At 71.0% G+C, this 18,594-nt stretch carries 17 protein-coding genes; 11 read left to right on the top strand and 6 right to left on the bottom strand.

The window, feature by feature from the left end; translation table 11 throughout:
• Positions 1–26 precede the first annotated feature (26 nt).
• The 7 genes from BN2660_RS03575 to BN2660_RS03545 all read left to right on the top strand — a co-directional run bounded on the left by BN2660_RS03575 (position 27) and on the right by BN2660_RS03545 (position 7,422).
• Positions 27–764: a copper homeostasis protein CutC gene (locus BN2660_RS03575; protein WP_091227424.1), complete on the top strand. Its 738-nt coding sequence runs from the start codon at positions 27–29 to the stop codon at positions 762–764.
• A gap of 50 nt (positions 765–814) precedes the next feature.
• Positions 815–1,669: an alpha/beta fold hydrolase gene (locus BN2660_RS03570; protein WP_091227421.1), complete on the top strand. Its 855-nt coding sequence runs from the start codon at positions 815–817 to the stop codon at positions 1,667–1,669.
• Positions 1,670–1,802: 133 nt separating this feature from the next.
• Positions 1,803–2,540: a DUF1684 domain-containing protein gene (locus BN2660_RS03565; protein WP_091227418.1), complete on the top strand. Its 738-nt coding sequence runs from the start codon at positions 1,803–1,805 to the stop codon at positions 2,538–2,540.
• 65 nt (positions 2,541–2,605) lie between these two features.
• The gene (locus BN2660_RS03560) at positions 2,606–3,655 is read left to right on the top strand and encodes a lipoate-protein ligase LplAB (protein WP_091227415.1); all 1,050 of its coding nucleotides are present in this window, start codon (positions 2,606–2,608) and stop codon (positions 3,653–3,655) included.
• Positions 3,634–4,641 (top strand): DNA-methyltransferase, encoded by a 1,008-nt coding sequence (locus tag BN2660_RS03555; RefSeq protein WP_176697076.1) that lies wholly within the window; start codon positions 3,634–3,636, stop codon positions 4,639–4,641. The genes BN2660_RS03560 and BN2660_RS03555 overlap by 22 nt, the downstream gene beginning before the upstream one ends.
• Before the next feature lie 70 nt (positions 4,642–4,711).
• Positions 4,712–6,181 carry a carboxylesterase/lipase family protein gene (locus BN2660_RS03550; RefSeq protein ID WP_091227412.1) on the top strand — a complete coding sequence of 490 codons (1,470 nt, stop codon included), beginning with the start codon at positions 4,712–4,714 and terminating at the stop codon, positions 6,179–6,181.
• A gap of 245 nt (positions 6,182–6,426) precedes the next feature.
• Positions 6,427–7,422 carry a hypothetical protein gene (locus tag BN2660_RS03545; protein WP_091227410.1) on the top strand — a complete coding sequence of 332 codons (996 nt, stop codon included), beginning with the start codon at positions 6,427–6,429 and terminating at the stop codon, positions 7,420–7,422.
• A gap of 118 nt (positions 7,423–7,540) precedes the next feature.
• Here the strand turns inward: BN2660_RS03545 and BN2660_RS03540 are convergent, their stop codons facing one another.
• The 3 genes from BN2660_RS03540 to BN2660_RS03530 are packed head-to-tail and all read right to left on the bottom strand — an operon-like array spanning position 7,541 to position 9,787.
• Positions 7,541–7,888, bottom strand: a complete 348-nt coding sequence (locus BN2660_RS03540; RefSeq protein WP_091227407.1) for a cupin domain-containing protein — start codon at positions 7,886–7,888, stop codon at positions 7,541–7,543.
• Positions 7,885–9,291 (bottom strand): NAD(P)/FAD-dependent oxidoreductase, encoded by a 1,407-nt coding sequence (locus BN2660_RS03535; protein WP_091227405.1) that lies wholly within the window; start codon positions 9,289–9,291, stop codon positions 7,885–7,887. The genes BN2660_RS03540 and BN2660_RS03535 overlap by 4 nt, the downstream gene beginning before the upstream one ends.
• Positions 9,292–9,319: 28 nt before the next feature.
• Positions 9,320–9,787: an Lrp/AsnC family transcriptional regulator gene (locus BN2660_RS03530; protein ID WP_091227402.1), complete on the bottom strand. Its 468-nt coding sequence runs from the start codon at positions 9,785–9,787 to the stop codon at positions 9,320–9,322.
• Positions 9,788–9,968: 181 nt separating this feature from the next.
• Between BN2660_RS03530 and BN2660_RS03525 the strand changes: the two genes are divergently transcribed.
• Genes BN2660_RS03525 through BN2660_RS03515 form a run of 3 tightly spaced genes read left to right on the top strand, consistent with a single transcriptional unit; the run spans position 9,969 to position 13,389 of the window.
• Positions 9,969–11,150: an ROK family transcriptional regulator gene (locus BN2660_RS03525; RefSeq protein WP_091227400.1), complete on the top strand. Its 1,182-nt coding sequence runs from the start codon at positions 9,969–9,971 to the stop codon at positions 11,148–11,150.
• The gene (locus tag BN2660_RS03520; RefSeq protein ID WP_091227398.1) at positions 11,150–12,067 is read left to right on the top strand and encodes a polysaccharide deacetylase family protein; all 918 of its coding nucleotides are present in this window, start codon (positions 11,150–11,152) and stop codon (positions 12,065–12,067) included. Before BN2660_RS03525 ends, BN2660_RS03520 begins: the two co-directional genes overlap by 1 nt.
• On the top strand, positions 12,064–13,389 hold the full coding sequence (locus tag BN2660_RS03515; RefSeq protein WP_091227396.1) for an MFS transporter: 1,326 nt from the start codon (positions 12,064–12,066) through the stop codon (positions 13,387–13,389). The genes BN2660_RS03520 and BN2660_RS03515 overlap by 4 nt, the downstream gene beginning before the upstream one ends.
• A gap of 24 nt (positions 13,390–13,413) precedes the next feature.
• Here BN2660_RS03515 and galE read toward each other — a convergent pair whose 3' ends face one another.
• From galE to galT, 3 genes are read right to left on the bottom strand one after another with little or no spacing between them, the layout of a single operon-like run.
• Positions 13,414–14,391 (bottom strand): UDP-glucose 4-epimerase GalE, encoded by a 978-nt coding sequence (gene galE, locus BN2660_RS03510; RefSeq protein ID WP_091227394.1) that lies wholly within the window; start codon positions 14,389–14,391, stop codon positions 13,414–13,416.
• Between the two features lie 40 nt (positions 14,392–14,431).
• Positions 14,432–15,727: a galactokinase gene (gene galK / locus BN2660_RS03505; protein WP_091227391.1), complete on the bottom strand. Its 1,296-nt coding sequence runs from the start codon at positions 15,725–15,727 to the stop codon at positions 14,432–14,434.
• Positions 15,724–16,953 (bottom strand): galactose-1-phosphate uridylyltransferase, encoded by a 1,230-nt coding sequence (gene galT / locus BN2660_RS03500; RefSeq protein WP_255305007.1) that lies wholly within the window; start codon positions 16,951–16,953, stop codon positions 15,724–15,726. The genes galK and galT overlap by 4 nt, the downstream gene beginning before the upstream one ends.
• Before the next feature lie 152 nt (positions 16,954–17,105).
• Here galT and BN2660_RS03495 point away from each other — a divergent pair, with 152 nt between their 5' ends.
• Entirely contained in the window at positions 17,106–18,056 is a 951-nt protein-coding gene (locus BN2660_RS03495; RefSeq protein ID WP_091227386.1) for a LacI family DNA-binding transcriptional regulator, read from the top strand.
• The last annotated feature ends 538 nt before the right edge of the window (positions 18,057–18,594 follow it).

Below are 18,594 nucleotides of genomic sequence, written 5' to 3'. Positions count from 1 at the left end.
CGTCGTGCGCACGCCACAATGGACGGGTGACCCGTACCCTCGCCATCGAAATCGCCGTCCAGGATCCCGCCGGGGTCCGCATCGCCGGAGCCGTGGGCGCCGCCCGCGTCGAGCTCGCCAGCGCGCTGCCCCTCGGAGGACTCACCCCGTCGCCCGCGACCCTGGAACTGTCGATCGAGGCCGCGCGAGCGGCCGGGCCCGAGGTGCACGTCCTCATCCGTCCGCGCGCCGGGGGCTTCCACTACGACGCCGATGAGCTCGCGATCTCCGAACGCGACGTCCGCCGGGCGATCGAGGCCGGGGCCGACGGCGTCGTCGTCGGCGCTCTCGACACGGCGGGGTCGCTCGACATCGACGCGATGAGACGCCTTCGCGACGCCGCGGGCGGAGCATCCGTCACCCTCCACCGCGCCATCGACGTCACGGCCGATCCGGTCGCGACCCTGGTCGCCGCGCGCGACCTCGGGCTCCGGCGCGTACTCACCTCGGGCGGCGCCTCGGCGGCGATCGACGGCCTCGAGACGCTGCGCACGCTCGTCGCCGAGGCGGCGGGGGCGATCGAGATCATGGCGGGCAGCGGGGTGGATGCCGCGAGCGCGCCCGCACTCGCCGCGGTCGGCGTCGACGCGCTGCACTTCTCGGCCAAGCGATCGGTGAGCGAGGACGGCGGTGTGCGCATGGGGTCCGCCTCCGACGGCGTCGGCGGCTACGAGGTCACCGACCTCGCCACCGCGCAGGGTGTCGTCGCAGCCCTCGGTCGCTGAGCGACGCGGACGGGCATTTCGCGACGCGGCGTCATCGATAGGGTGAGGGCGTGACGGAAACCCGAGAATTCACCGATGCCCACGGCATCGCCATCGTGTACGACGTCCACCGGGCGAGCGGAGAAGCCCGAGGTGTCGTGCAGCTGCTGCACGGTGTCGGCGAGCATGCCGGTCGGTACGGCACCCTGATCGCCGCCCTCACCGGGGCGGGCTTCCACGTCTTCGCCGACGACCACCGCGGGCACGGCCGCACCGGCATCCGCCAGCACGAGGGTCCCGCAGGCCTGGGCCGACTCGGCAAGGGCGGCCTCCGCGCGGCCGAGGCCGCGATCTGGCAGCTCACGGAGATCATCAAGGACGAGCATCCCGACCTGCCCCTCGTGCTGCTCGGGCACTCATGGGGGTCGTTCCTGGCGCAGAAGCTCGTGAACGACCACCCCGACGCATGGGATGCCGTCATCCTCTCGGGCTCGGCGCTGCGGATGCCGGGCTCGCTCAACGCCGCACCCCTCAACGCACGATGGAAGGCGGAGGACGCGACCGGCCTCGAGTGGCTGAGCCGCGACCCGGCCGTGTGGGCGTCGTTCGCCGACGATCCGCTGACGACCGATGTGCCGCTGCTCACGCTGTTCGGTCCTCTCGAGGCCGCCCGGCTGTACGGACGCCCGCGCAAGGATCTCGGCCGCGACATCCCACTGCTGCTGCTCGTGGGCCGGGACGATCCGGTCGGCGGTCCGCGCAGCGTGCACAAGCTGGCCGACGAGTATCGCTCGCGGTCGGGCCTCACCGACGTCACGACGCTCGTGTATCCCGACGCGCGCCACGAGATCTTCAACGAGTTGCAGCAGGACGAGGTGCGCGCCGACGTGCTCGCGTGGCTCGACGCGCGCATCCCCGCACGCTGACGCGCGCAGCGTCCTCCGCGAGTCCGCGTGTTACGCGCCGTGAACGCGTGTGACAGCGGGTGAATCCGCATGACGGACGCCGCGCCGCGCCCGCCCGTCGCGCCGTAGATTCGCCCCGAGAGGGAGGTGCGGGGTGGGTTTCGACGACGACTGGCGAGTCTGGCACGCATCACGCGTGCGGTACGCCGGCGCGGAGTACGGGCCGGCCGCGCTGGAGTCGACGAACTGGCTCATCACCGAGCCCGCTGCCGTCGAGGGCGTGCCAGGGCTCTGGGCGCTCACGGGGGACGGGGGGATCCGCGGCAGCGACCTCGGCGCCTCCGGCTCGATCGTGACCCTGCGGGCTGCCGAGTCGCTGCGGCTCGGCAGGAGGGAGCTGCGGGTGTTCGATCGACGCGGCTCGCTGGCGCTGCGGGTGTTCAACCCGCGCAGGCCGCAGCGCGAGCGCTTCAGCGCGATCGACGCGTATCCGCCGCGGGAGGGGTGGCGGATACGCGCCGAATTCGAGCCGACGCCGGGGGAGCGCATCGCGATCACCGCCGTCGACGGCGTGGTCACCGAGTCGGAGCTCGCCGGCCGTCTTCGCTTCCGGCTCGACGGCATCCCGCTCTCGCTCGACGTGACGCGCTCGTCGCAGGGCGGACTCACGGCGGTGTTCGCCGACGGTACGAACGGCGTCGAGACGTACCGGTTCCGGTTCCTGCCGATCGAGGAGCCGGATGCCGACGGCACCGCCGTCATCGACTTCAACAGGGCGTACCTGCCGCCCTGCGCGTTCTCCGACCAGTTCCTCTGCCCGCAGCCACCGGACGCCAACCGCTTCTCGCTGCCGATCCGCGCGGGCGAGCGCGCCGTCGTGCTCGGAGGCTGAGCCACGGCATCCGGTGTCGCGTGCTCTCCGCGCCGCCTGCGCGGCCCGCGCGTTAAGCTGGAGGCGTGCACGGTGAATACAAGGTCCCCGGAGGAAAGCTCGTCGTCGTCGACCTCGAGGTCGAGAACGGACGCATAGCCCGCTTCCGCCTCGCCGGCGACTTCTTCCTCGAGCCCGACACCGCGCTCGACGACATCAACGCCGCGGTCACCGGCCTCGCGGTCGAATCGGATGCCACCGCCATCGCCGCCGCCGTGCGCGCCGCCCTGCCCGAGGGGGCTCAGCTGCTCGGCTTCACGCCCGAAGCGGTCGGCACCGCGGTGCGCCGCGCTCTCGTCACCGCGCCGGGGTGGCGCGACTTCGACTGGGAGATCGTCCACGACGAGGCGGTGTCGCCGCAGATGAACCTCGCGCTCGACGAGGTGCTGACCTCCCGCGTCGGTGAAGGGCGCCGACGTCCGACGCTGCGGATCTGGGAGTGGGACCAGTCGGCCGTCGTGATCGGATCGTTCCAGTCGTACCGCAACGAGGTCGACCCCGAGGGCGCTGCCCGCCACGGCTTCGACGTCGTGCGACGCATCTCTGGCGGTGGGGCGATGCTCATGGCCGCGGGACAGATCATCACGTATTCGCTGTACGTGCCGGCATCCCTCGTGCAGGGCATGACGTTCGCCGACTCCTACGCGTTCCTCGACGACTGGGTGCTGCAGGCGCTGCGGTCGCTCGGGATCGACGCGATCTACCAGCCCCTCAACGACATCGCCAGCTCGTCGGGCAAGATCGGCGGAGCCGCGCAGAAGCGCCTCGCGAACGGGGGAGTGCTGCACCACGCGACCCTCTCGTACGACATCGACGGTCAGACCATGACCGAGGTGCTGCGCATCGGACGGGAGAAGCTCAGCGACAAGGGCACGACCTCGGCCGCCAAGCGCGTCGACCCGCTGCGCAGCCAGACCGGACTGCCGCGAGCCGAGATCATCGAGCGATTCAAGGACACGTTCCGCTCGCTCACGTCCGCCGAGGACGGCGCGATCACGCCCGACGAGTACGCCGACGCCGAGGCGCTGGTGGAGTCGAAGTTCTCCACCGACGCGTGGCTGCATCGGGTTCCGTGACCCACGCCGCCGAGCCCGCCGCCCGGGGAGCCGTCTCGATCATCCAGGGCGACAATCTCGCGGTCGCCGCGACCCTGCCCTCGGGGTCCTTCACGCTGGTCTACCTGGATCCGCCGTTCAACACCGGCCGCGCGCAGGAGCGACAGGTCGTCACGGCGACCCGGACGTACACGATTCAGCAGGGATCGGGTGCGGCTGACGACAGTGCCCCGGAATCACGCGCTTCCGGAACCGGCGACGCCCCGTCCGTGCTGAATAGTGCACAGGCATCCGCCCCGGCATCGGAGGCGGCGCCCGCCGAGGTCCGGCACGGGTTCCACGGGCACGCGTACGAGCGCGTGCGCGGCATGCTGCGCACGTACGACGACCGGTTCGACGACTACGGCGCGTTCCTCATGCCGCGGCTCGAAGAGGCCTGGCGCCTGCTCGCCGACGACGGCACCCTGTACCTGCACCTCGATTACCGCGAGGCGCACTACGCCAAGGTCATGCTCGACGCCGTGTTCGGCCGTGAGTGCTTTCTCAACGAGCTCATCTGGGCGTACGACTACGGTGCCAAGTCGCGTCGACGCTGGCCGACCAAGCACGACACGATCCTCGTATATGTGAAGAATCCGCGGGCGTACGTCTTCAACGCCGACGACGTCGACCGCGAGCCGTACATGGCCCCGGGGCTCGTCACGCCCGAGAAGGCCGCGCGCGGCAAGCTGCCCACCGACGTGTGGTGGCACACGATCGTGCCCACGACGGGCCGCGAGAAGACCGGGTATCCGACGCAGAAGCCCGAGGGGATACTGCGTCGCATCGTCCGCGCCTCCAGCCGCCCCGGCGACCGCGTGCTCGACCTCTTCGCCGGCAGCGGCACCACCGGCGCAGTGGCATCGGCGCTCGGTCGCGACGCGGTGCTGGTCGACGACAATCCCGCGGCGGTCAGGGTGATGACCGAGCGGATGCCGCATGCCGAGGTGACCGTGCTCGGCGGGTGACCGCGCTCGGCGGGTGACCGCGCTCGGCGGGTGACCGTCGCCCGACGGAGAGTTCGGAGAGAATGACTCCATGCCGGATAGCGAGTACGTCGAGGTGGAGACTGCGGACGGGCGGGTGCGCGGACGATGGCGCTCGGGTCGCGATGAGCGGATGCCGCGTTCGGCCGCGTTCCTCGGCATCCCGTTCGCGGAGCCGCCGGTCGGTGCGCTGCGGTTCCAGGCGCCGATGCCGGTCCGGCCGTGGCACGGAGTGCGCGACGCGCTCGAGTTCGGCGCGACGGCTCAGCGCGGCGACCAGGGCGAGACGCTGATCCCCGAGCCGAGTGTGGAGGGCGAGTCGACGCTCACCGTGAACGTCTTCACCCCTGATCCCGCGGATGCCGGGCTGCCGGTCCTGGTCTGGATCCACGGCGGCGGGTTCACGTCGGGATCACCGGCGAGCCCCTGGTACGACGGTCGCAACTTCAACCGCGACGGCGTCGTCACCGTGTCGATCTCGTACCGCCTCGGATTCGACGGCTTCGGCTCGATCGAGGGCGCTCCGTCGAACCGCGGCGTCCGGGACTGGCTGCTCGCGCTGCAGTGGGTGCAGCACAACATCGCCGCGTTCGGCGGAGACCCCGGCCGTGTGACGATCGCCGGGCAGTCCGCCGGTGGAGGAGCGGTGCTCACGCTGCTCGGGATGCCGAAGGCGCAGCACCTGTTCCACGGCGTCTACGCGATCTCGTCGGCCCTCACCGACGTCGCCGCCTCGCGTGCCGAGGCCCTCGGTCGCGTGCTCGCCGCGAAGGCAGGCGTGGAGCCGACGGTCGACGGGTGGGCGACCGTGGACGAGAAGCGGATGCTCGCACTGCAGAAGGCGGCGATCCGGGTCACTCCCCGGACGATGGCGACCCTCGTCGACGACGGGCTGTCGCTCGGGCCGGTGGTCGACGGCGAGCTGATCGAACGGCCGACCAGGGAGTCGCTCCGCGCGGGAGTCGGTGCAGACAAGCCGCTGGTGCTCGGTGCCACCGACGACGAGTTCACGATGGTCTTCGGCGGCAGGGTCGCGAAGGTCCTGCGCTGGGTGCCCCGCAGTGTCATGCTCGACCGACTCGGACTCGACCGGAGCCTCCGCGCAGGTTACCTCGCCGCCAACGCCGACGTCGTGCGCCGCCGCACGGCGCGGCTCGCGGGGCGGGTGCTCACCGACCGGATGTTCCGCGCCGGCGTCCTCCGCGTCGCGGCAGACCGCGGCGACGCGCCGACCTGGGTGTACCGCTTCTCGTGGCCGTCGGGTCGCTTCGGATTCGCGGAGCACTGCCTCGACGTGCCGTTCTTCTTCGACTGCCTCGACGGGCCGGGGATCGAAGCGCTGGCCGGGCCGAATCCGCCGCAGGAGTTGGCCGACGAGGTGCACGCGGGTGCGGTCTCGTTCGTCAGCTCCGGTGACCCCGGCTGGCCGGAGCACGAGGGGGATGCCGGGATCGTGCGGGTGTACGACGTGCCGACGCACGACGTCGCCGATGCCTACGCGGCGGTGCGGGTGCTGGTCTGAGCTGGTTCATGAGGCGGCCGGGCGTCGGTCGCTGACTCCAGGCCGCAGATACCCGCATCGAGTTGGCACCTGTTGCCGGAATGGCCTCGTGAATGGCGGCATCGGGTGCCAACTCCGCGGTCGTGGAGGACGGGCGTGACCCGCTGCGCGCCCCTGGTGGGAGGACTCTTCGTCCACAGCAAGGCCATGCGTTGAAGCATCCACCGTTCGTGACGAAGCGGCACGGTCTTCGGCATTCTCGGGAGATGTCGCGACGTCCCACGCCCCTGCCGTCGTCACTCGGCACAGTGTTCACTCCCGAGCAGGCTCGCGCAGCCGGTGTGACTTCGCGCCGCATGAGGGCGCGTGACCTCGAGCATCCTCACCGCGGTCTGCTCGTCGTCAGCCCAGGGGATGCCGAGAGTCTTCGGACGACCGCCGAGGGGTCCGGCGATCCCTTCGCCCGCGACCGAGCGCAGCGGCTGGATATGCGCCGTCGAGCCGAGCTGTATCGGCCGCTCATGGTCAAGCATGCCTTCTTCGTCGGGCGTACGGCTGCAGGATTCTGGCAACTGCCGGTCGACTGCTCGGGCGACCTCGAGGTCGGCGTGGTGGCACCGAACCGCGCCCCACGTCGCTCCGGGATAGCGGGGAGACAGGTCGCGCCGACGCTCGCTACCCTTCGCACCATCGACGGCATCGCCGTGACGAGTCCGGCATCCACCTGGGCGATGCTCGCGCCCGACCTCTCGGTGCGCGAACTCGTCCACGTTGCGGACGCGCTCGTCAGGATTCCACGCGACCGGTTCGCGCGACGGCGACAGGACCTCGCTCTCTGCACGGTCGAGCAGTTGCACGCCGCGGTCGACGCGGGGCGCCGCAATGGAGTGGCGAGGCTTCGCGAGGCGATCAAGTCCGTGCGAGTCGGGAGCGCCTCGCCGCTGGAGTCGGACTATCGCCTCGACGCTGCTGCGGCGGGCCTGCCGGAGCCGGCTCTGGACGTGGAGATCCGCGACTCTCATGGACGCCTTCTCGGAATCACCGAGATCGTGTATCGGGAGTTCCGGGTGCTGGTCGAGATCGAGGGGGACCATCATCGGACCTCGCGAGAGCAATGGAGTCGCGACATCGAGAAGTATGCGGCGTACACCGCAGAGGGCTATGAGGTCGTTCGACTCACGTCGGCGCACATTCGAGGCGCGCGGCCGACGGCGGCAGAGACGGTGCGAGCGGCTCTGATCAGACATGGCGGGTGCCTCTGACCCGCAGTCCGCGGTTCGAGTTGGCGCCGGTTGTCGGAATCCGCCGGTGTTTTGCGTCGGCAGGTGCCAACTGAAGCGGGTGGCCGGACGCTGAGTTGGCACCTGTGGTCGAAGAGCGTCAGGCGATGTAGACCTTGCGCAGCGTCTCGGTGACGGTCCACGCCGTGCGCTGCCCCTCGGCCAGCCGCACGACCGACCCGGGCATCACCTCGATCGCAGGCAGCGCGGGGTCGATGAATTCGATCCGCGCACGACCGGCGAGCACGACGAACACCTCGTCGACCTCGATATCGGATGCCGTGCCGGGCGTCATCTCCCAGATGCCGACCTCGACCTCGCCGATCGTCGCCAGGGCGTGCGTGGCCGTCGTCGGGGTGCCGATGATGATCTCGTCCCCAGGCAGCGGCTCGTGCTCGAGGCGCAGCGCCGCCGCATCCACCACCGCGCCCGCAGCGAGCGCGGTCACGAGTCGAACCCCATCCCGACCGCGTCGAGGGTCTTGAGGAAGAGGTTGCGCCTGCCCTGGTTGTGGTCGGCGCGGTCCATCGCGGCGCGCACGAGGTTGACCCCGATCGAGGCCACCGGCTCGGGAGGGAACGGGATGGGCTTCTCGCGGACCATCGCGAGCTCGGTGCGCTCGGTCTTCTCGCCCGACAGCTGGTCGAGCATGACGTCGGCGGCGAAGCGCGCGGCTCCGACGCCGAGGCCGGTGAACCCCGACGCGTACGCGACGCGGCCCTTGCGTGCCGTGCCGAAGAAGGCGCAGAAGCGGCTCGACGAGTCGATCGCGCCGGCCCAGCGGTGCGTGAACCGCAGGCCCTCGAGCTGCGGGAACGTCGTGAAGAAGTGCGAGGCCAGCCTCCGGTGGCTCTCGGCGCGGTCCTCGTACTCCGGCCGCACCTTGCCGCCGAAGTGGTAGACCGCGTCGTATCCGCCGAACAGGATGCGGTTGTCTGCCGTGAGGCGGTAGTAGTGGAACTGGTTCGCGCTGTCGGCGAGACCCTGGCGGTTCGACCAGCCGATGGACGCCAGCTGGTCGCTCGACAGCGGCTCGGTCATGAGCACGTAGTCGTACACCGGCACGGTCATCAGGCGATTGCGCTTCAGGAGTGAGGGGAAGACGTTGGTGCCCAGGGCCACGGCATCCGCTCTCACGCGACCGCCGTCGCGCGTGACGAGGGTGACCGCCCCGGCGTCTCCGTCTTCGATGGAGCGCACCAGGGAGTTCTCGTAGATCTCGACGCCGAGGTCGACGGCGACGCGGGCGAGCTCCATGCCGAGCTTCGCCGGATGCAGCATGGCGCAGGAGTCCTTCTCCCACGCCCCCGCGAGGAACGTGTCGGAGTGCACCTCGGCCTGCACGGCGTCGCGGTCGAGGAACCCCTCCTCCTCGCGCAGCCACTCGACCTGGTGCGGCTCGACGGCGACGGCGAGCTGCCCCGTGCGCTCGAAGTCGACGTCCATCGAGTAGCGCGAGACGGTCTGCGCGATGCCGTCGAGGTTCTCGATGCCGAGCTCCTCCAGGCGATCGATCTCGTCCGGCCAGCGGGTCAGGCCGTTCTCGTGGCCGTGCGTGAGGCTCGCCTCGCAGAATCCGCCGTTGCGCCCCGAGGCCGCCCACGCGATGCGCGACGCCTCGAGCAGGACGACCCGCCGATCGGGTTCGCGTTCCTTCGCCCGGATCGCCGTCCACAGCCCCGTGTAGCCGCCGCCGACGATCGCGAGGTCGGCGGCGATGGTCCCGGACAGGGGTGGGTGAACGGGACGCGGCACGTCCTCGAGCCAGAACACGCTGAGCGCGGTGTCGCGCAGCGAGGCGTCGATCACGGCATCCGCGGGGCGGCGGCGTTCGAAGACGGTGGTTCCCATGGTGCTGTCCTGTTCTCTGACCCGCGACTCAGCGCGTGCCCCAGTTGTAGAGGTCCTTGTAGAGGCCGGCGTACAGCAGGCTCTCGGTGTGGGCGACACCCGCGATCGTGCGGATGCGGGTGGAGATCAGCTCGAGCAGATGCTCGTCGCTCTCGCAGACCGCCTCGACGAGGATGTCGAAGGTTCCCAGAGTGACGACGACGTAGGCGAGCTCGGTGATCTTCGTCAGCTCCTCGGCGACGAGCCGCGGGTCGCCGTTCACCCGGAGGCCGATCATCGACATGCGGTGGAAGCCGAGCTGCATGGGATCGGTGACCGCGACGATCTGGATGATCCCCGCCTCCGTCATCCGCTGCACACGCTGCCTCGCAGCGGCTTCGCTGAGACCGACCTCGCGGCCGATCTCGGCGTACGGCCGTCGACCGTCCTCCTGCAGGAGCTCGACGATCCGCTTGGAGATGTCATCGAGGGCGGGTTGCTTCGCTGCGGGGCTCATGTGTCGATATTGACAGGAGCGAGGCAGTTGAGCAACTGATTCCGTCGAATCGCAGGTGCGAATCGGCGGCATCCGCTTTTGCGAGGAGAACGAGCGGATGCTGCGGCGGGCTCCGCCGCCCCTCGACCGGTGAGACTCGATGTGTCATGCTGGGGCGGACGTCGACCCGAGGGGGGAACTCATGGCACGGCCGCTCGCCGGACCCCAGACCCTGCTCCGCACTCTCAACGGTCGAGCGATCCTCGAGACGCTCGCTCGTCGCGGACCGCTCACTCGCAGCGAGCTGGTCGCCGAGACGGGGCTGTCGCGCACCGCCGTCACGCAGGTGCTGCGGATGCTGGAATCGTCGAACGCCGTCGCCGCGGCCGGAGTCGATCGGGAGACCAGGGGGCCGGCCGCCAGCCGCATGGCCCTGCATCCGCAGCTGGGTTTCGCCGCCGCCGTGCACGTCGACCCGCACGCCGCGCACGTGGTGCTGGTGGATCCGACGGGCGCCGTGCGCGCCGAGCAGCATGCGCCCTTCCCGCTGCAGGGCGACCGCGTCGAGCACATCGCGGCGCTGGTGGAGTCCTGCCGCGACGCGGTGCGGGGGCCCCTGGTCCTCGCCGTGATCGCGGTTCCGGGCATCGTGACGGCCGACGGCGGGATCCGCGACGACCAGGGTCCTGACGGCGGGGCGTTCCGGGCGGCGCTCACGGCGCGGCTCGGCTGCCCGGTGCGCGTCGAGAACGACGTCAACCTCGCCGCTCTCGCCGAGCTGACCGAGGGCTCGGGCGCCGATCTGGCGAGCTTCGCGCTGCTGCTCCTCGACGACGGCCTCGGTGCGGGCATCGTCCTCGACGGGGTGCTGCATCGCGGCTTCTCGGGCGTCGCCGGCGAGGTCATGTACCTGCCGCAGACCCCGCTGCCCATCGGAGCCCCGGTGCTCGGCGAGGACGTCGTCCGCGACCTCGCCGCCGCCCACGGTCTCGACCCGCTGTCTGCGCTCGACATCCACCTCGATGCCGCATCCGCCGGCGACGACGCCGCCCTCGCGATGGCCGCGGAGATGGGGCGTCGCCTCACCTACGTCGCGGGCAGCGTGGCCCTGGTGCTCGACCCCGAGGCGTTCATCCTCAGCGGGTCCGCCGCGCACCCGGCCCTGGTCGACGCCGTCTCCGCCGTCGCCGAGGAGCTCGCTCCGCAGCTGCCGATGCGGTTCCTCGTGTCGTCCTTCGGGCCGGAGGCGCCGCTCGTCGGAGCCGTGGATCAGGCCGCGGCGGCGCTTCGCGCCACCGTCTTCTCACAGCTCGTCCCGTCGGCCGAACGCAGGACCGCCCGATGGAAGGCCGAGAGGCGGGGCGCAGACGAAGGGAGTCGCTGATGTCCGATCTCGCAGACCGCCTCGGCCTCGGTGAGGGAGCCAGGGCGATCATCGTCAACGCCGACGACTTCGGCATGTGCCATGCGGCGAACACGGCGATCGCGGGGCTGCTCGATGCCGGATACGTGGACTCCGCGACGGTGATGGTCCCGTGCGCGTGGTCGCCGGAGGCGCTGTCCTTCGCGGCATCCCGCCCCGACCTCGACGTCGGCGTGCATCTCGTGCTGACCAGCGAGTGGACGCGCTACCGCTGGCGGCCCCTCACGGGCATGGGCACCACGCTCACGGACGACGCCGGATTCTTCCCCGCGGACGTCCTCCTTGTGGAGGAGACGGCGGCGGTCGCCGACGTCTCAGCCGAGATCGCCGCGCAGCTGCAGGCGGCCCTCGACGCGGGCGCCGACGTCACCCATCTCGACAACCACATGGGCTCGGTGTACGGCCTGCTCACCGGCCGCGACTTCCTCGGCCCGGTGCTCGAGCTCGCAGCCCGTCACGGGCTGCCGTTCCGGCTGCCGCGCAGCGTGGAGGGCTCGGGGGCCGATCCCGAGCTCCACGCGAAGCTGGATGCCGCCTCCGCTGCGGCCGATGCGCTCGGCGTCGAGATCATCGACCGGTTGTGGACCCACCCGTTCGAGGCCGCGCCGGGTGAGACGTACGAGCAGGTCAGAGACGACTTCATCGCGCTGCTGCGCTCGATCCCGCCAGGGGTGACCGAGATCTACCTGCATCCGATGGTGGATGACGACGAGCTGCGAGCCGTCGTCGACGTCGCCGCCGCGAAACGCGGCCAGGAGCTGCGCCTGCTGTCCGATCCCCTCGTGCTGCACACGATCGCGGAGGAGGGGCTGATCCGGCTGGGGTGGCGGGCGCTGCGAGACCTGCAGCGCGACGGACGGAACGGAGACCGCGCATGACCTCGGTGACGTCCCGTCTGCGCGACAGACGTCTGGATGCCGCACCCACCCGGGCGCAGACGATCGCGTTCGGAGCATCGGGGTTCCCGACCCAGCTCATGTCGCAGACGTTCTCGGCGTTCGTCGTGTACTTCTACGTCACGCAGCTCGGCGTCGCACCGGCATGGGTGGCCGCGGCGATGATCGCGCACGGGGTGCTGAATGCGGTGCTCAATCCGGTCGTCGGGGCGGTGTCCGATCGCATCCGCACCCCTTGGGGCCGCCGCATCCCCTGGATCGGCATCGGCATAGTGCCCCTCGTGGCCGCCTTCGCACTGGTGTGGATGCCGCCCGAGCTGCCGACCGCCGGTCTCATCGTCTGGTTCCTGGTCGTCGTGGCGGTCTACGACATCGCGTTCGTCGTGGTCGTGCTGAACATCTCGGCGCTGTTCCCCGAGATCTTCCGCACGACGGAGGAGCGTGCCCGCGGCAATGTGCCGCGGCAGATCTTCGCGATCCTCGGCATGGTGCTGGGCACCGCGGGCGCGCCGGTGCTGTACGGCTCCATCGGCTGGCCCGGCATGGCGATCGTGCTCAGCGCGGTCTGCCTGGTGCTGCTCGTGTGGTCGTTCTGCGGCGGCATGATCGAGCGTCGGGTGCCCGAGGCCGCGTCCGAGGCCATGAGGTGGGGCGATCAGCTGAAGTACACCTTCGCGAATCGCGCGTTCGTGCCGTACGTGCTCGGCTCGCTGTGCGTGCAGACGGCGATCGCTGTGATCCTCGCCGCGCTCCCGTTCTACGTGCGGTACTCGCTGCACGCGGCCGAAGGCGAGGGGAGTCTGCTGCTCGGGGCGATCTTCGTCACGGCCATCCCGTCGATCGTGCTCTGGAGCACCGTCGTGCGGCGCACCTCGCCCCGCTCGGCGCTGCTGTGGAGCGTCGCGGTGTTCGGGGTCGCGGTGCTCGGCTACCTGCTGCCGTCGAGCGTGCTCGCCGCCGCGCTGGTCGGCGTCGCGGTGGGGGTCGGGGTCGGCGGTCTGCTGCAGCTGCTCGAGGTCGTGCTCGCGCAGATCATCGACGAGGACGCCACCCGCACGGGCCATCGCCGCGAAGGCGCCTACTTCGGCGTGAACGGCTTCGTGGTGCGCGGATCCGTGGTGCTCCAGGCGGTGGTCGCGGCGGCCGTGCTCACGGCATCCGGTTTCGACGCCTCCCTCGGCGACGCGCAGCCCGAGACCGTGGACGGCGGCATCCGCCTGATGGTCGCCGTCGTGCCGATGGCATTCTCGGCCCTCGGGTGGCTGTGCTTCTTCCTCTACCCGATCCGCACCCGCGACCTGTGATCCCGGAGCCCGGGACCACCGGACTCACACGGCGGAACGCCGCGCCTCCCAGCCCGTCCGCACCATGTCGTCCACCGAGTACCGCATCTTCCAGTCGAGGTCGCGGGCGGCGAGCTCGCCCGTGGCGACGATGCGGTCGGGGTCTCCCGGGCGGCGGGGGCCGATCTCGGCGGTGAAGTCGATGCCGGTGACGCGGGCCATCGCATCCATGATCTGCTTCACGCTGAGGCCGTCGCCGGAGCCGAGGTTGTACGCCGGCTCGATCGACTCACCGGCGGCGAGGCGCTTCGCGGCCGCGACATGCGCGGCGGCGATGTCGCCGACGTGCACGTAGTCGCGCACGTTCGTTCCGTCTTCGGTGTCGTAGTCGTCGCCGTTGATGCGCGGCGTCTCGCCGGCGATGAGCTTCTCGAAGACGATCGGGAAGAGGTTGTGCGGGCTGACGTCGTAGACCGTGGGGTCGGCCGATCCGACGACGTTGAAGTACCGCAGCGAGGTGTGACGCAGGGGCGTGTCGCTGTCGGCGGTCGCGACCGCCTGGTCGCGGATCAGCCATTCGCCGATGAGCTTGGACTCGCCGTACGGGCTGGCCGGCTTCTTCTCGGTGCTCTCGACGACGAGCGGCACGTCGGGGGTGCCGAACACGGCGGCCGAGGAGGAGAACACGATGTTGGCGACTCCTGCGGCCTCCATCGCCTCGAGGATCACGCGGGTGCCTTCGACGTTCTGCGCGTAGGTGTGCAGGGGGCGCTGCACCGAGACTCCGGCGTACTTGTATCCGGCCACATGGATGACGCCGTCGGCGTCGTGCTCGCGGAGCGTCTTCTCCACGAGCTCGCGGTCGAGGATGCTGCCCTGCACGAACGTCACGCCGTCGGGGATGAACGAGGGCACCCCGCTGGAGAGGTCATCGAGGATGACGGGGGTGAGTCCGGCATCCGCGAGTGCGCGGACGACGTGCGAGCCGATGTAGCCGGCGCCGCCGGTGACGATCCAGGACATGGTGCTCCTCTGGTGGTGGAGAAGGGGAGAATTCAGTATCTCAGGCGTCGCGGTGCGCGCCCGCGGCCGGGGTGACGGTGAAGACGGCGGGGGCCGAGTAGCCGGATGCCGCGAACGCGGCGTTCACGGCATCGGACACCGCCTGCACGGCATCCTGCTCGACCAGCGCGATCGCGGCTCCGCCGAATCCGCCGCCGGTCATGCGCGCGCCGAGCGCTCCGGCCGCCAGCGCGGTCTCGACGGCGGTGTCGAGCTCGGGGATCGAGATCTCGAAGTCGTCGCGCATCGAGGCATGCGAGGCGACGAGCAGGTCGCCGATGGCGCGGGCGCCGTCCTCGCGCAGCACGCGCACGGTGTCGAGTACGCGCTGGTTCTCGGTGACGACGTGGCGCACGCGGCGGAAGGTCACGTCGTCCATGAGCTCCTGCGCGCGGGGGAGGTCGTTCACCGAGACGTCTCGCAGGCTCGGCACGCCCATGATCGAGGCGCCCTGCTCGCATGAGGCGCGGCGCTCACGGTAGCCGCCGGTCGAGTGGGCGTGCTTCAGCTGGGTGTCGATGACGAGGATCGCCAGGCCCGCCTCGGCGATGCCGACGGGCACGAGAACGGCCTCGAGCGACCGGCAGTCGAGGAAGATCGCGGCATCCGGCTCGCCCAGCATCGACGCCATCTGGTCCATGATGCCCGTCGGCGCGCCCACGGCCTCGTTCTCGGCACGACGGCCGATGCGAGCGAGGGCGGTGCGGTCGAGCCCGGCGTTCCACAGGTCGTTGAGGGCGGATGCCGTGGCTCCCTCGATCGCGGCCGACGACGAGAGCCCCGCGCCGACCGGGACGTCGGAGGCGATCGCGATGTCGACGCCGGGCCCGCTCGCTCCCGCCTGGCGCAGCGCCCACGCGACGCCGAGCGGGTACGCCGCCCACTCGGGGACGCTGAGCCTCTCTCGGTCATCCGGTCCCTGAGCCTGCTCCCCGGTGGCTCCCTGAGCCTGCTCCCCGCTGGGTCCCTGAGCCGGCTCCCCGGTGGGTCCCTGAGCCTGTCGAAGGGCCGGGAACAGCTCGTCGAGGTCGTCGAGAGCGACCTCGACCTCCTCGTCGGCGAACGTCGAGGCGACCCGGATCCGGCCGTCGTCACGGATGCCGACCGCGGCGACCGTGCGATAGGGGATCGCGAACGGCAGCACGAACCCCTCGTTGTAGTCGGTGTGCTCGCCGATGAGGTTGACGCGTCCGGGCGCCGACCACACGCCGTCGGGCGTGCGGTCGGTGAGTTCGGCGAAGAGCGCGGTGGCGGCGGCATCCGTCGTCGATGCGGGTGTGGAATCGTGAGCGGTCATGCGGAGGCCTCGTCTGCGTTCTCGGTGTCGACGTTCCGGTGGAGATCGTGTGCCGCGTCGGCCTTCGCGATCGCCTCGCGGATGCGAGCCGCGCCGGTCTCGGGGGTGACCTCGGCGGCCCAGGCCCACATGGCGGCCTCGGATCCGGCGAGGAACTTGAGCTTGTTCGCCGCGCGCCGCGGGCTGGTGAGCTGCAGGTGCAGGCGCACGCTGTCGCGGCCGGTGTGCACGGGTGCCTGATGCCACGCGGCGATGTACGGGGTGGGGGTGTCGTACAGCGCGTCGACTCCGCGGAGCAGTCGCAGGTACAGCGGGGCGAGCTCGTCGCGCTCGGCCTCGCTCGTCTCGGCGAAGTCGGGGACGTGTCGGTGCGGCATCAGGTGCACCTCCAGCGGCCAGCGGGCGGCGAAGGGCACGAACGCGGTCCAGTGCTCTCCGCGGAACACGACGCGTTCGGAGGCCTGCTCGAACTCCAGGATGCGCGAGAAGAGGTCGGGGCCGGTGCGGTCGATCGAGTCGAGAAGCCGGGTCGTGCGCGGTGTCACGTAGGGGTAGGCGTAGATCTGGCCGTGCGGATGCGGCAGCGTGACGCCGATGGCTTCGCCGCGGTTCTCGAACGGGAAGACCTGCTCGATGCCGGGGAGGGTCGACAGCGCGGCCGTGCGGTCGGCCCAGGCCTCGATCACGGTGCGTGCGCGCGTGACCGACTGGGTGCCGAACGACCCGGTGTGCTCGGGGCTGAAGCACACGACCTCGCAGCGTCCGACCGAGGTGCGGGTGCGGCCGAGGTTGAGGGCGCCCAGGTCGTCGAGTCCGCGGGGCGGGTCGCTCGCGGCCGGGGCGGCGCCGATCGCCTCGGCGAGGGCGGGGCCGAACGCGGGGGAGCGGTTCTCGAAGACCGCGACGTCGTAGCGGGATGGGACCTCGGAGGGATTGGTCGGCGTCTGCGGGGCGAGCGGGTCGGCGTCGGCGCTCGGCATCATCACGCGGTTCTGCCGGTTCGCCGCGACCGTGATCCAATCGCCGGTCAGCACATCGAGCCGCATCGAGGCGGTCTCGCCGCGTGTGTCGAGCGTGCGGGCGTCGACGCGTCGCTCGGGGCCCAGTATCGTGTCGGGGTCGTCGAAGTAGATCAGCTCGCGACCGTCGGCGAGCGTCGTCGCCCGCTTGACGATGCCGGCGGTCAGGGGCTCGGTGCACAACTCAGCAAGATTCGGCGTGTTCACGTCAACATGGTAGGCACATCGCCGTGGTAACGTCAATATTCCGGAGTTGTGAACGGCAGGAGGGTGGCCCCGTGAGGGATGACGATCTCGCGCTCGGTGTCGATCGCCCCCGACGACGCCGCTCCGCATCGGCCAGCTCCGGGCGGGTGTCGATGGCGATGGTCGCCAGCAGGGCCGGCGTCTCAGGACAGACCGTCTCCCGCGTCGTCAACGACAGCCCCCGCGTCGATCCGGCCACCCGCGCACGCGTCGAGAAGGCGATGGCGGAGCTCGGATACCGGCCGCACCGAGCCGCCCGTGCACTGCGCACCGGGCGATCGCAGACGATCGGCCTCGTCGTGACCACGCTCGCCACGGTGGGCAACTCCCGGATGCTGCAGGCCACCGCCGAAGCGGCCGCCGAGCGCGGCTACGCGCTCACCCTCGTGACCGCGGGAGACAGTGTCGCGGATGCCTTCGACCGCCTCGCCGCGCAGGAGGTCGACGGCGCCATCGTGCTGAACGAGGCCTCTGCGCTCGTGCCCGCCGCGCAGCGGCCCGCGGGCCTGCGCCTGGTCGTCGTCGACGCCCCCGCGTCGGACGATCTGATCGCCGTGCACAGCGACCACGTCGGCGGCGCGGCGGCGGCGACCGCTCACCTGCTGAGCCTCGGTCACGAGACCGTGCGCCACCTCGCGGGTCCGGCCGATTCGTTCGCGGCCGCCGAGCGCGAGCGGGGCTGGCGCGACACCCTCGGGGCCGCGGGGATCGAGCCGCCCACGGTCGTGCGCGGGGATTGGTCGTCGGATGCCGGTTACGCCGCGGGCGACGCGCTTGCCGCTGCATCCGCCGTCTTCTGCGCCAACGATCAAATGGGACTCGGTCTGCTGCGGGCCTTCGCCGAGCGGGGGCGACGGGTGCCGGAGGACGTCGCGGTCGTCGGGTTCGACGACGTGCCGGATGCCGCGAACTACCGCCCTCCGCTCACGACGATCCGGCAGGACTTCAGCGCGCTCGCCCATCGTGCCGTCGAGCTCCTCGTCGCCGAGATCGAGGGGGATGCCGCCGGCGCGGCATCCGCCGTCGTCCCGACCCTCCTCGTCGAGCGGGCCAGCACCCGCTGACGCGGCCGGGCGTCCGCTGCCGGGTCGCCTCTCCGCTGCGGGTCGAAAGTGCACCCGTCGTCCGCTGCGGGGCCAAGAGTGCACCCGAATCGCACGTTTCCGATGCGTTATTGACCCCGCGTGCGGTGAGCTAGGCTGGCCGTCGTCCCTTGCGGGGCCAAGAGTGCACCCGAATCGCACGTAGCCGATGCGGTATTGACCCCGCGCGCCGGGAGGTCGGCGACCACGCCCCTGGCGACCCGCCCCGCCGCCCACCCGGGCGGCACCACCCGTCGCCGCTGCGGGGCCAAAAGTGCTCCCCTCGTCCGCTGCGGGGCCAAAAGTGCACCCGAATCGCGCGTTTCCGATGCGGTATTGACCCCGCGCGCCGGGAGGTCGGCGACCACGCCCCTGGCGACCCGCCCCGCCGCCCACCGGGGGGCCGGGCCCCCCCGCCGTCTGCTGCGGGGTCAGAAGAGCATCCGTCGTCCGCTGCGGGGTCAACAGAGCATCCGAGTGGCACGTCTGCGGTGCGTAATTGACCCCGCGCGCCGTGAGG

It is taken from the genome of Microbacterium sp. 3J1 (assembly GCF_001049495.1).
GTDB lineage: Bacteria > Actinomycetota > Actinomycetes > Actinomycetales > Microbacteriaceae > Microbacterium.
Note: the sequence above shows the minus strand (reverse complement) of the source record. Positions and strands in the feature narration are given on the sequence as shown.

Bases quoted from the DNA above. Each gene is read 5' to 3' on its own strand.
- BN2660_RS03550 (WP_091227412.1), top strand. From the start codon at position 4,712: ATGCCGGATAGCGAGTACGTCGAGGTGGAGACTGCGGACGGGCGGGTG.
- BN2660_RS03545 (WP_091227410.1), top strand. From the start codon at position 6,427: ATGTCGCGACGTCCCACGCCCCTGCCGTCGTCACTCGGCACAGTGTTC.
- BN2660_RS03535 (WP_091227405.1), bottom strand. From the start codon at position 9,291: ATGGGAACCACCGTCTTCGAACGCCGCCGCCCCGCGGATGCCGTGATC.
- BN2660_RS03530 (WP_091227402.1), bottom strand. From the start codon at position 9,787: ATGAGCCCCGCAGCGAAGCAACCCGCCCTCGATGACATCTCCAAGCGG.
- BN2660_RS03525 (WP_091227400.1), top strand. From the start codon at position 9,969: ATGGCACGGCCGCTCGCCGGACCCCAGACCCTGCTCCGCACTCTCAAC.
- BN2660_RS03520 (WP_091227398.1), top strand. From the start codon at position 11,150: ATGTCCGATCTCGCAGACCGCCTCGGCCTCGGTGAGGGAGCCAGGGCG.
- BN2660_RS03515 (WP_091227396.1), top strand. From the start codon at position 12,064: ATGACCTCGGTGACGTCCCGTCTGCGCGACAGACGTCTGGATGCCGCA.
- galE (WP_091227394.1), bottom strand. From the start codon at position 14,391: ATGTCCTGGATCGTCACCGGCGGCGCCGGCTACATCGGCTCGCACGTC.
- galK (WP_091227391.1), bottom strand. From the start codon at position 15,727: ATGACCGCTCACGATTCCACACCCGCATCGACGACGGATGCCGCCGCC.
- BN2660_RS03495 (WP_091227386.1), top strand. From the start codon at position 17,106: ATGGCGATGGTCGCCAGCAGGGCCGGCGTCTCAGGACAGACCGTCTCC.